Genomic DNA, 12581 nt, shown 5'->3' on the forward strand with positions numbered 1-12581 from the left:
ATGAAAAATGTACCAGATACTCCAGTAGGAAGATTATACAGTCAACATATTCACCATGTTGAGAATCAAGAGATTGAAGCATTAATGAATCAATATACAGATGATTGTGTTTTAATAAGTAGCTTCACAAAAACACCTCTTTATTATAGAGGGAAAGAGCAGTTAAGAGAACACTTAAACGGCATTCTTGATATGAAGGGATTAGTAACAGAAGTTGCTTTTTATTCAGAAACTGAAAATCCTCAAACTCTGATGGTTACTGAAAAGATTACTACTATAGGTGAAAATGGTGAAGAAGTTCATATGAGGTTTGCAGATAGCTGGGTGCTAAGAGATGGGAAAATAGCTATTCACTTTGCAGGAATGGTTCAATATTCTGATGGATCTTTAGCTTAAATATAAAAATTTTCAAGGGAAAAAGATTTTATTAGAAGAAGATAAAGTTCAATTCATAAAGAGTTGAAGTACAAAATGTGAGGTGATAGAGTTTGAGTAAAAAAATATTAATTATAGCATCAAATCTCGGATTATGGGGAGAAGAACTTCAAGCACCGTGGGATGCTTTGAAAAATGCTGGTCATGAAGTAACACTTGCTACAATGACAGGGAAAACACCGTTACCATTAGTAATTAGTATGGATGATACTTTTATCGATCCAATGCAAGGATATAATGTTAATCCTAAATTCGTCGTGGATAGAATAAAAAAAATTCTCGAAACAGGTCAGTGGAATAATCCAATCAAGATAGAAGATGCGAAAATGGAAGACTATGATGCTATTGCATTAGTTGGAGGTCCTGGATCACCTTTCGATATTGTTGGCAACAATGATGTTCATAAGCTATTACTTGAAGCATATAAAAGTAATAAAATTATAGGGGCTCTTTGTTATGTTGTTGGTGCATTAGTATTAACACGAGACCCAGACAATGAGAAGAAGAGTATAATTTATGGCAGAAAAGTAACGGCACATCCTGCAGCGTGGGACATATATTCACCACTAAAATATCCATTGTATGGAGCAAGTCCTAAAAATCCTGGAACAGATATAACAACCCCTGGGTTTGTCTATCAGCTTCAACCACTTGTTGAAGATGCAGTAGGACCAAATGGGCAGGTATTTTCTGATCCAAGGACTAACAGAGAAAATCCATTGTGTATATATGATCATCCTTTTGTAACAGCATTATCAGTTGAATCATCTATCGCATATGGTAACAGGCTAGTAGAAGTGTTAGGGAGTTTGTAATATAGTATATTACATGCAATTTAGGGAGGTAGAAATGGAAGCATCTAATATGAAAGTTATTAATAAAGCTGGAATTACAATTCACATATCTTCAAGTCCTCTTGATGGTGAAAAAGTAAATTCTATAATAGTGGAATCACAAAATAAATTAGTTGTAATTGATGTACCTTTATTGAGACCATATTCAAAAGACTTTAGAGCTTATGCAAATCAGTTAGGAAAGCCTATAGACAGAGTAATTATTACCCATGCACATCCAGATCATTGGGCAGGCCTTGAAGCTTTTGAAGACTTACCAATATATTCGCTTTCAGAAACTCAAGAAGAAATACAGGAAAATGGCGAATGGATGTTAACTTACCATAGGTCCCTACATGGTGATCTTATCACTGATAAAAAGATTGTTCCAAATAACATTATCGAAGAAGGCAAATTGATAATAGACAGTGTTGAATATAATGCAATAAAAGTTACAGAGGCAGAATATAAGCATCTACTTGTACTAGAGCTTCCTAGAATTAAGACATTGATATCACAAGATATGGTATACAATAAGGTTTATTTATTCCTTGGAGAGTTAACTTCAACAGGAGAATTAGCTTGTGACAATTGGATTGATGAACTTAAAAAGTATAAGGAAAAGAATTATGAAGTTGTAATTCCTGGACATGGGGAACCAACAGATTCATCTATAATTGATGAGAATATCAATTACATTATAGAAGCAAAGGGTATTATTAAGACTTCAAAGGATTCTGATGAATTTAAGAATAGGATGATTGAAAAATTCCCAGACTACGAAATTCCTTTAATGCTAGACATGACAGCATATTTTATTTATATGCAAAATAAATAACTAATATTGTAAAGGGGGTATGCAATGGTTGTTTTTCCAATATCTCATGTCGCGATATCCTGTAAAAATCCTATTCAAGTTGAAAAGTTTTATACAAAATATTTCGGATTTAAACGTGCTAGAGTATATTCAACAGGGCCAGATCAAGTGGTAATGATTAAGTCTGGAAATACCTATTTAGAATTGTTTAAATCAACAAAGGAATTACCTGTTCCTAAATCAGAAGGCTCTGGGCAAGATTATCCAGGGTGGAAACATATTTGTTTTTTAGTTGACGATTTAGAAGTAAAACTTAATGAAATGGGCGAAGATGCTAAGATTAGTCTTGGGCCTACAGATATGAGTGCTTTTATCCCGAATATGAAGGTTTGTTGGATAGAAGATCCTGAAGGAAATATCGTTGAGTTGAATCAAGGCTATGTTGATGAAGAAAATCCTCCAGGATAGTTTGACTATAAATTAAAAAGATAGAGGTCATTAAGAAGAGAGGGGCGTTTTGCCCCTCTCTAGTCGTTCTTATATTTTGTGATTTATCAGAAAATGTAATCTAGCTACTGGTGTGTGGGATATATTCAGAGTAGACTAAAGGTATTGAAATTTTGCCATTAATAATTTTATATGGAGTATTTTTTGTTGGAGGTGAATTGTTAATTAAGTTAATTCCGATTTCATAGATCGCTTTAGCATAGGGAATATTGTCTTCAATAACAGTACCAGCCATAGTATTTTTATCAACTAAAGCGGTTGCTTCTTCTGTACCGTCAATTCCAAATACAGGTATATGCTTTAATTTATTCCCAGTATTATAGCCATATTTTTGGAGAGCTTCAATGGCACCAATAGCTATGTAATCATTATTGGCAATTATTGCTTCAATGTTATTAGCATATCTAATAATTGAGTTTTCAGTATAAAGTCTAGCTAAATCTTTATTCCAATAAGTATTTACACTTTGAAGTTTCTGTATTTTTATTCCTAAACTATTAAGGGTTGAAATAGCGCCTTCTGTTCTAGTCTGTGCTACAGAATTAGCAGTATCACCTTCTAATAAAATATACTGTAATGCATTATCATGATTTTTGTCTAAAAGGTTTTTTTGGCATTCCATAAATCAGCAATCATTTTACCTTGAATAGAACCAGCATTTTCGGAAGAAGGATCCACAAAAGCAACTTTATTATAAGAATTGTAAAGTTTTGATGCTGCAAGGGGAGCAATGTTGCTTATGACTAATGGAATATTTTTAGCTTTAGCCTTTGAAATTATGTTTTTAGTAGTATCTTCTTCGAATTTACCTAAATTTATGATGAATAAATCAATATTTTCATCATTTAAAATAATAGAATCCAATATTTCATTTAGTATTGCCAAGTTATCATCCGTATTATAAAAAGTAAATTTAACTTTATCATTATTTGCTCTTTCAATGTCTTCTAAGTTTTTCTTGAGCTTTGATAAAAAGGGATCATTAAAAGTATTTAATAATACTGAGACATTGTATATTTTTCTATAATTCTTATTAATATTTGAAGTGGAGTAAGTACTACTTATGTTGCTATTTAATAATGAAAAAACAAGTATAATTGATGAAAAAATTTTAATTGATATTTTCATATAACACTCCTTAGAAATTTTGTTTTAATATTATGATTATCTCGCAGAAAGTATTTTTATTATGAATAAACTAACTCATATTGTGATAGAAGCAGGCTTAAAGTACTTGAAATCCTGTGGTGGAGATATATTTACAGCTATTGTAGCTTAATTATGTCATAGTTATAGAATGGCTTTTTTAAAAAAATTTATCAGAGATTCGGTAAGTAATTTTTAAATTGATTTATTATACTAAGTATTTCTATTAAAAGAAATATATTTACAACTCTATAACATATCCATGATAATGTTATAATGAAAAAATAAGTAAAATTGCTGAGATAAGTAAATTATTTTTGAAAACCTCAGATATCCAAGAAACTTTTAGTTTTAGTAAGTACTTTTTTATATACGGGTGATTAAATGGCAAAAATATTGATAGTTGAAGATGATATAAGTATAAATGAATTAATGAAAAGAAATTTATCATTAATAGGACATGAATGTAAGTCTATATTTGATGGACAAGTAGCATTAACAGCTATAACGCAAGAGAATTTTGATTTAATTATATTAGATGTGATGTTGCCAGGGTGCTCTGGCTTTGAAATAGTAAAACATATAAAAGCCATTCCTGTGATGTTTGTAACAGCAAAGGATTCATTGCAGGATAAGTTACAAGGTCTTAGTTCTGGAGCAGAAGATTATTTAGTTAAGCCTTTTGAAATTTTAGAACTAATAGCAAGAGTCAACATCATCTTAAGACGAAATAATAAAAATGATGATTTTATTTTAGGCCTTGTAAGAGTTAACTTTAAATGCCGTAAGGTATTTTTTAACGATATAGAAATTGAAATGACGCCTCAAGAATATATGCTTCTAGAGGTACTAATAACAAATCGTAATATTGCAATGTCTAGGGAAAAGCTACTAGAACTAGCTTGGGGCTTTGATTATGAGGGAGATACAAGAACTGTGGATGTACATATTCAAAAGCTTAGGAAAAAATTATCTCTAGAGGAACAGATAAAGACAGTGTATAAATTAGGATATCGTTTGGAGGATTAGCATAAGATGAAATTTTGGACAAAAACCTACTTTGCTGTACTTATTCTCTTTTTGTTGGTATTCAATGGTAGTATTTTGGGGATTTTGCACACTACATATCAGTACATATTAAGTAGTGAAAAGGAAAAAGCTCTTGGAGAGCATCATTTTATAAAGAATACTATAGAGAATGATATGGATAATTTAAGTGTTAATAATAAGTTATCTCAAAGTGCAATAGAAAATCTTATGAATTATTATAGCGATTATTATGACAAGCAGGATGTATCTTTTCTGTTAATGAAGAATAGTAATGTTGCTTTTTCTAATTTGCAATATGAGGAAGAAAACTTGAAAGAAGAATTTTTTAATGTTGATAGTGGGCAAAATATTATTTTACAAGGAGATACGAATAGCAAGTTTATATTAGTATCTGGAACTATAGAAAATTCAAAAGACAAGTACTCTTTTGTATATTGTTATAAGCTAGAAGGGGTAATCATTCTGTGGACAAAGCTAGAGAATACTTTTGTGTATTTTAGCTTTTTTATTTCACTAGTTTTAGCTTTATTGCTAGGATTAATGTTAAACAAGCGTTCAAAGCCTTTAAAACAGCTTATTAATTTTGTGGATGAAATCAAAGATGGAAATTATCATAGCAAAGTTCAGCTACATGGCAGGGATGAATTTGCTATGCTAGGAAATAATTTTAATGAAATGGCTGAAAAAATTAGAGAGACCCTTGAACAATTGAATAATGATATGGAGATGAAGCAACAATTCATAGATAATTTGTCCCATGAACTGAGAACCCCTTTAACCTCTATATATGGCTATGCAGATTATATTCAAAAGGCAGCTATATCTGAGGAAGATAAATATGAATCAACACAGTACATAATGGAAGAAAGCAAAAGATTGCAGTATATGGCTAATCGTTTATTAGATATGACAATAAGAAAACAGAAAAGCATAGTTAAAGAAAAAATCATTGTAGAAGAATTGTTGGACAAGGTTAAAAGGACAATAACTCCTATAGCTGATGAAAAACTGATATCTATCAATATCAGTAATACCTTGTCAGAAATTTTTGGGGAAAGAGAATTAATTGAAAGTGTTATGGTGAACTTATTAGATAATGCTGTAAAGGCATCTGAAGAAAAGGGATCCATAGAGATTTTAACTATTCATTTCAATGGGGAAGATATAATTCAAATTATTGATAAAGGAAAAGGTATAGCTGAGGAACATCTAAGGCATATAACGGAGCCTTTTTTTAGAACCGATAAGGCAAGAAGTAAAGCAGAAGGTGGAGTGGGGCTAGGACTCACTTTATGCAAACAGGTTATGGATATGCATGATGGTAAATTAAAAATCAGCTCGCAGCTTGATAAAGGAACCACAGTATCGTTAATTTTTACAACTCTATAATAACTTTCATATAAGTCTATAACAGAGTTTTTTTATACTTATAAAAAATAAATCATTTAGCAATTTAGATTAAGGATTATTGTTAAAGTAGTTTAGGAAGTGAGGATTATATGAAAAAGTTTATTAGAAAAAATACAATGCTGCTGATTGGGGCAACTGTTTTATTGGTGACATTAGGTACATTACTTTTAAAGGGTGGTATTCACTATTATAGCAAAGCTAGTATGGAAAAGTTAGAAAATTTACAAGCAGATGAAACAACGATAGAGTTTATTAGCGATGAATATAGACACAAGGATGATACTTTTATAGAGGATCCAAAGCCTATTGATAAGGTGAAACAGGCGGATTTATACAATTCTATAATTAACAGTTTAGAAAGAGCACAGGGAAAGGCAATAAACTCTGAGAAAGAAGAGAATGAAAGGCGTTATCAAGCTGTGAAGGATAAGGTTAATGTAAGAAAAGAAGATGTTAAAGAAATCTTTAAAAAGAAAATATATGATGCATTTGGTGATATATTAGATATATCAGATATACCTGATGAACAAGTACTATTTATAGATACAGAGTATGAAAGATATGATTGGTATTTATTCTTGAGAAATGAAAAGAGCCAGAAATCTTATTGTGGTAATATAAATGGAATTAGTGGTGAAGTTACTTTATTAAGTAGACACGATTATAAGGGCTTAGAGAATCCAGATATAGCAGGTTATGTTACCTGGATAAAGTTCGAATTGAAAAATAATAAAATAGATCTCTATCTTAATAAAACAAAAGAAATAATAAACAAAAATAATATTGCTAACTCACAGAATAATAGTATTAAAAGTATTGCTATTAAAAATACATTTTATGCAGGATTAAGACCATTCGTTGACTTAGAAGCGAAAATGCAAGACAAAAGAAAAGTGCGTATAGCATTTTATGCGGATACCGATGAATTATTAAACATACAAGTTTTGTCACAATACTAATCTTTTCATTTTTTAAGTTACTTCTGGATGAATAAATAGTGAAATAAGGTAATAATTAAAGCAGAGGTGAAAAGTTATGAAAAAAATATTAAAAGACTTTTTATTTGGATTATTGCTTATGTTCAATATAACTATTTGTAAGTTCTTAGTTACATTGCCTTTTGAAATGCCCATGGATTTTACTAATGAAAATTATTCATACGTAATAAACAGAGAATTTTTAGTAACTTCATTGCCTGCATTAGTTATTACGCTTATATATACAAGGCTTTTAAAAACAAAAACTAAGGCAGACGCGTTAAGAAAAAGTATTATATGGACAATAGTTGTTATTTTAAACTATTCTCTAATTGGGATAGGAAATGATAATTTTAAGATAATCTTTGGTGGTTGGGGGATTTATAGTTTGATTGCAAGTGTATTCATAGCACCGATTTTATCATTGTATATTAGAAAACATAATTAAAAGGTATGGAAAATTCCCCATACCTTTTAATTATTTCATGTATTTATAGACTAATTCATAACATCTACTTTCAGTTACAAACGCTAAAGAAGCTTGGTAGGCTACAGAACCTAATTGGCTTCCAACACCTTGTGATTCTTCAGATTTTTTTGCCTTAGTTTCTTTTTGAGTTATCCATTGCAGTTCTTCTTTGTTTAATTTACTCATTTCATCGGAAGGCAATTGTTGTTTTAGTAAAGAATAAATTTTATTTAATTGCTCATCCCATTTTATATATTTTTTATCTGCGTAAGTGAACATACTGTTAGTTGTTCCAGAGCCGGCATCTTTATATTCTTGAGATGAAAGTAGTTCATTTTCAATGTTAGCTAGTTCTTTTAAGTATTCTTCTTTGTTAGCATTTATTTTAAATTTTGAATCTGTCATGTAATTGTTAACTAACTCATAGCATCTGGCTTTTGTTGAGTTGTATAAAGATGTGTTATATGCAACAGGTTCAAAGGTTCCGCCCTTAAATTCAGAGGCTGCTGCATTTGCTGCATTTTCTTTCTGTGTTATCCAGTTAATTTCTTCAGCTTCTAAATTTTTCATTATATCTTGGGATAGCTGTTCTTTTAGTAAGTTGTAAATTTCATTTAAGGCATCATCATAACATCTATAAGAATCTCCATAAAAACTTTTCATAGAAATTGTTATTCCTGCATCTGAATTTTTCTTTTCTGGTAGAAGATCGAGCCGTTTTTGAATTATATCTAATCTTACAAGGAATTCTTCTCTTCTTCCATCAAGCTTTGTTACTGCATTTGCTGGAGTTATTTTCTCAGCATTTTCTGTTGTTTTTGTTGTTTCTGTTGTTTCTTTTGTTGAAGGAGATGAATCAGCTTTGAAGGTGCTATCTTCTGCTTTTGGATTTTGTGCTGTTATACTTGTACTAGATTGTGCATCTTTGGTGCATGAGGTTAGTGTAATTATGGACAATGATATTGTTATAAGAAGTGCAATTTTCTTATTTTTCATTACTATTCTCCCCTTAATACTGAACTTTTCATTACTATATAATTTGAAAAAAGAAATATTAAACTATATTATATCATATTATAAGTTCTTGATTAAATATCGTTATTACATAAGGGCACAGTAAGAAAAGTTTATTTGACACCTCAATAATAAAAGATGAAGAGAGCAATAATTTTCTGCATCTTTATTGAATATTTTTGAATGGAAAACTAGTAGCTAATGAATTGGAATTTAACTGGAGGCAGTGTTGTTTTATAAGGTATAATATTAAGACATAGAATTACTTTTGGTGCTTTTTTATTAGAAGCAGTTTTGGTTATATTAATAAAATCACATCAATTATCGAGAGATAATTGATAAAGAGGTGGAATAATGTATCAAGAAAGTTCATTAATCAATACAAAACTCAATATTCCAATATTAAGTTCAAAGGTGATTAAGAGGACAAACTTATTTAAAAAGTTAAATAGTTTTCTTGATTATAGACTTATATTAGTAACTGCTCCAGCAGGATATGGAAAGACCACCCTAATAACTTCTTGGCTTTCTGAGAAGAAAAAGAATAAATCTACAGTAGCTTGGCTATCATTAGGTGAAGAGGATAACGAAGCAGAATGCTTTTGGAGTTATTTCTTTTTATCAGTATATAAAAAAATATCAGAAATCAATCACTGTATTGAAGATAGCAAAAGTTTTTATAATGAGTCTGCTACTTTTAATAATCTATATCTATCTCATTTTATAAATACTATAGCCAAGATTAATGAGGGAATAATTATAGTTATTGATGATTTTCATCTGATTACCAATGATAAGATAATTGAAAATATGAAATTTCTTATAAAGAATATGCCTGATAACATGCATCTTCTGTTGATTAGTAGAAATCTTCCACAGCTTGGACTTCCTAGACTTAGAGCTGCAGATAGTGTTCTTGAAATAAATCAGTATGATTTGTGTTTTACACCAGAGGAAACTACTGAGTTTTTTGAAAAGGTTTCTGGGACAAAGTTCACTTACGATATATACCACAAGGTATGGAGTGAATCAGAAGGTTGGATTGCTGGAATTCAAATGATAGGTTTATCAATGAAGAATAGCAGTAGAAATATTACAGGAGATCAGGACGGGAAAAATAATAAGTTTGTATTTGAATACATAGCAGAAGAAGTATTTTTAAGTTTAGAAGAGGACACTAAAAAGTTCCTTTTATATACTTCTATTATTGATGAATTTTCTTGTGCTCTTTGTGATTACCTATTAGATATTAATAATAGTAGTGAACTTATAAAAGAAATAGAAAAAGCAAATCTTTTCTTAGTGAGTATTGATAATGAACAAAGTTGTTTTCGATACCATAACTTATTTAGAAACTTTTTAAGAAAACAGCTGGAGAAGTTAGGGATTGAGACAATACATAAGCTATTTAATAAGGTAGCTAGATGGTATGAAAATAGCAATCAGCTAAATAAAGCTGTAGAAAGTTATATAAAAGGCAAAAATTTCCATAAGGCTGTTTCAATTATTGAACAACTTAGTGGTGAGATAGCGTGTAGAGGAGAAGCGAGGGTGCTTCATAAATGGAATCAATTGCTTCCTATTGATATAGTTAAGAGTAATACAAGGTTAATTATGAATAGTGCTTGGGCTATGGTTGCAGAGGGGGACATAGGTAAGGTATCAGAATACATTAAAATGGTTCAAGCTTGTGAGGCGGTAAGTTTTCTCAAAAGGTCTAAAGGTGATGAAGAGAGAGATTCCCAAGTGAGAGTGGAAATATTGGCATTGAATTCTTCTGCAAATCTTACAATAATCAATGAAGTCGAAGAGATAATCACTGACTGTGAAAAGGCAATTCCATATTTAAATGAGGAAGAATTTTTAACTCAGCTTATTTTCTTTAATATAGCGAGGGCATATTTTCTTAAGGGTGAGCTTGGAAAAGCAATACATTATTTTCAAAAATCTTTAGAAAGAAGCATAAAGACTAAAGAAACATATTTTAGAATATTAACAAATAAGGCCCTAACTATATATAAAAAACTGCAAGGAAATTATAAAGAAGCTAAACAGGAACTTGAGGAATTAATTTCAAGCTTGAAAGTAAATGGGGATGTAATATCTCCTGTGTTAGGGATTTTGTATGCAGAGTTAGCAGATATACATTATCAATGGAATGAAATTGATAAAGCAATGGAATTGGCCAGAGAAGGTTTAGCCTTAGGTCTTGCTGGTGAAGATAGTTGGGTAATAGCCGAAAATAACTTAATCCTTGCAAAGTTATATAATGCTACGAACTTTCATAAGGAGTATCAGGAGATAGTCGATAAAACTAAAAAATATTTAACTGATAATAAGTTTTTTGATACAAGTCTAAAGTTCGATAGCTTTAATGCAGAAATTATGCTTAGCAAAGGAAAGGTTAATCCAGTTTTGGCTTGGTTAAGTGATATAGCACCAGTAATATCAGATGATTTAATAGCAATTTATCCAGAGGTTTTTATTGTGAAGGTAAAGCTTTACATTTATGAGAATCAATTTGATAAAGCAAGAGAATTGATAAGTACTATTGATAAAAACGTTGAAAAGTATCAGTTGAATAAAGTGCTAGTAGAGACAAAGATATTAAGTGCAAAAGTTTATAAGAAATTAGGATATATAGCTAAAGCTATTAGTGAAATAGAAAAAGCAATGGAATTATCATGGCAACAAAAGATAACTAGGATTTTTTTAGATGAGGGAAGCTGGATGGAGGATATGTTAAAAAAACTTAAGAATAGGCTCAGCGGGGATGATGTAAGCTTATACCTGGACTATTTATTAGTTAGTTTTAATAGTACCTCTGAAATTATTATTGCTGTAGAAGATGAATTATTAAGCAAAAGAGAAATCGAAATTCTTCAATCTTTAGAGCAAGGAGCTACAAATTCAGAGATAGCAGAAAAGTCTTTTGTTTCTATAAACACTGTGAAAACGCATCTTCTAAATATTTATACAAAGCTTGATGTTCACAGCAGAACAAGGGCTGTAGTTAAGGCTAAAGAGTTAAAGTTAATATAAACAGAGTTCTTGGTTTCAGGTGGAGTTTTTTTACTCCATCTGAAACTTTTTTTTATAATGTTCCAATTGGGAAAAAGATGTTGCAGAATTTCTATTCCTTTGAGATGATATGTTCTACATTGGATATATTGTTAAATGACTTGTTCTTAAGAAATTCTGGAACTAAGTTGATTTTATTTAAATCATCTAAAGGCAACCAGTGCAAAGTTTCTTTTGGCAAATCTGTGAAACTGCTATCTGAAATGTTCACATCATCACTATCTATCATCAAGTAAAAGAAAACTATTTCATGATAACGGTGCTTATCTACTTCATAAAACCGTTCTTGAACAAACGCAAGTTTATCTATTTCAAGCCTGTAGCCTGTTTCCTCATAAATTTCTCGAATAATGGCTTCTTCCGAGGTTTCATTAATTTGAACACCTCCGCCAACTGTGTAATAGCAATCATAGTCTGGACTTTTTGCTGCAAGAAAATTATTATCTTTGATAATCAGAGCAGCTGCTCTTACGGTACATATCATCCCTGCCATTTCTGCATACCAATCCATTTTTGTTCTGCCGGCAAGTAACCCTGTTTCATTCATAAATACCTCTCTTGTATATAAAAAATATTTTATATAAGTTTCCTTAACGTTTTTATATCATAATCATTTAACAGTTATAAATGAAATGTAGATTTTTAATGGGAACATATATAGTTATGTTGATATTTATGTTCTAACTAGTAGTTGATAACATAATATTGCAAATTTTAACATTATTACAAATGTGTCTTGAGAAAATAAAAAGAGTATATGAGAAAAGTATTTTCATACTTTTGGGTGATGAAAAAGAAGTTTTATATTTGTAAAATAATATTACGGAAACTGCGATTTAAAA

The 12581-nt window shown here is 30.4% G+C and carries 13 protein-coding genes; 9 read left to right on the forward strand and 4 right to left on the reverse strand.

The genetic code is table 11. The features are described from left to right. From CLOCEL_RS02320 to CLOCEL_RS02335, 4 genes are all read left to right on the forward strand, one after another. The gene (locus CLOCEL_RS02320; protein WP_010075012.1) at window positions 1-396 is read left to right on the forward strand and encodes a nuclear transport factor 2 family protein; all 396 of its coding nucleotides are present in this window, start codon (window positions 1-3) and stop codon (window positions 394-396) included. Window positions 397-488: 92 nt separating this feature from the next. Further along, window positions 489-1250 carry a DJ-1/PfpI family protein gene (locus tag CLOCEL_RS02325; RefSeq protein ID WP_010075011.1) on the forward strand — a complete coding sequence of 254 codons (762 nt, stop codon included), beginning with the start codon at window positions 489-491 and terminating at the stop codon, window positions 1248-1250. Window positions 1251-1284: 34 nt separating this feature from the next. After that, window positions 1285-2106 carry an MBL fold metallo-hydrolase gene (locus CLOCEL_RS02330; protein WP_010075010.1) on the forward strand — a complete coding sequence of 274 codons (822 nt, stop codon included), beginning with the start codon at window positions 1285-1287 and terminating at the stop codon, window positions 2104-2106. Window positions 2107-2130: 24 nt separating this feature from the next. After that, the gene (locus tag CLOCEL_RS02335) at window positions 2131-2553 is read left to right on the forward strand and encodes a VOC family protein (protein WP_010075009.1); all 423 of its coding nucleotides are present in this window, start codon (window positions 2131-2133) and stop codon (window positions 2551-2553) included. Window positions 2554-2653: 100 nt separating this feature from the next. On the opposite strand, the gene CLOCEL_RS21955 is transcribed toward CLOCEL_RS02335, so the two are convergent. Both CLOCEL_RS21955 and CLOCEL_RS21960 read right to left on the reverse strand, forming a co-directional pair. After that, entirely contained in the window at window positions 2654-3214 is a 561-nt protein-coding gene (locus tag CLOCEL_RS21955; protein ID WP_049785822.1) for a substrate-binding domain-containing protein, read from the reverse strand. Continuing rightward, a complete protein-coding gene (locus CLOCEL_RS21960) occupies window positions 3190-3720 on the reverse strand; it encodes a substrate-binding domain-containing protein (RefSeq protein WP_049785825.1) in 531 nt (176 codons plus the stop codon). The genes CLOCEL_RS21955 and CLOCEL_RS21960 overlap by 25 nt, the downstream gene beginning before the upstream one ends. A gap of 402 nt (window positions 3721-4122) precedes the next feature. Here CLOCEL_RS21960 and CLOCEL_RS02345 point away from each other — a divergent pair, with 402 nt between their 5' ends. From CLOCEL_RS02345 to CLOCEL_RS02360, 4 genes are all read left to right on the forward strand, one after another. Then, window positions 4123-4767, forward strand: coding sequence for a response regulator transcription factor (locus CLOCEL_RS02345; RefSeq protein ID WP_010075008.1), 645 nt, complete (start codon window positions 4123-4125; stop codon window positions 4765-4767). A 6-nt stretch (window positions 4768-4773) separates the two neighbouring features. Continuing rightward, on the forward strand, window positions 4774-6177 hold the full coding sequence (locus CLOCEL_RS02350; protein ID WP_010075007.1) for a HAMP domain-containing sensor histidine kinase: 1404 nt from the start codon (window positions 4774-4776) through the stop codon (window positions 6175-6177). Between the two features lie 110 nt (window positions 6178-6287). Continuing rightward, window positions 6288-7157, forward strand: a complete 870-nt coding sequence (locus CLOCEL_RS02355) for a hypothetical protein (RefSeq protein WP_010075006.1) — start codon at window positions 6288-6290, stop codon at window positions 7155-7157. Between the two features lie 76 nt (window positions 7158-7233). Then, a complete protein-coding gene (locus tag CLOCEL_RS02360; RefSeq protein ID WP_010075005.1) occupies window positions 7234-7623 on the forward strand; it encodes a hypothetical protein in 390 nt (129 codons plus the stop codon). A 30-nt stretch (window positions 7624-7653) separates the two neighbouring features. On the opposite strand, the gene CLOCEL_RS02365 is transcribed toward CLOCEL_RS02360, so the two are convergent. Further along, entirely contained in the window at window positions 7654-8640 is a 987-nt protein-coding gene (locus tag CLOCEL_RS02365; protein WP_010075004.1) for a lysozyme inhibitor LprI family protein, read from the reverse strand. Between the two features lie 372 nt (window positions 8641-9012). Between CLOCEL_RS02365 and CLOCEL_RS02370 the strand changes: the two genes are divergently transcribed. Continuing rightward, complete coding sequence (locus tag CLOCEL_RS02370) at window positions 9013-11700, forward strand: winged helix-turn-helix domain-containing protein (RefSeq protein WP_010075003.1); 2688 nt, start codon at window positions 9013-9015, stop codon at window positions 11698-11700. A gap of 91 nt (window positions 11701-11791) precedes the next feature. On the opposite strand, the gene CLOCEL_RS02375 is transcribed toward CLOCEL_RS02370, so the two are convergent. Beyond that, complete coding sequence (locus CLOCEL_RS02375; RefSeq protein ID WP_010075002.1) at window positions 11792-12286, reverse strand: NUDIX hydrolase; 495 nt, start codon at window positions 12284-12286, stop codon at window positions 11792-11794. Between the last annotated feature and the right edge of the window lie 295 nt (window positions 12287-12581).

This window comes from Clostridium cellulovorans 743B (assembly GCF_000145275.1).
GTDB lineage: Bacteria > Bacillota > Clostridia > Clostridiales > Clostridiaceae > Clostridium_K > Clostridium_K cellulovorans.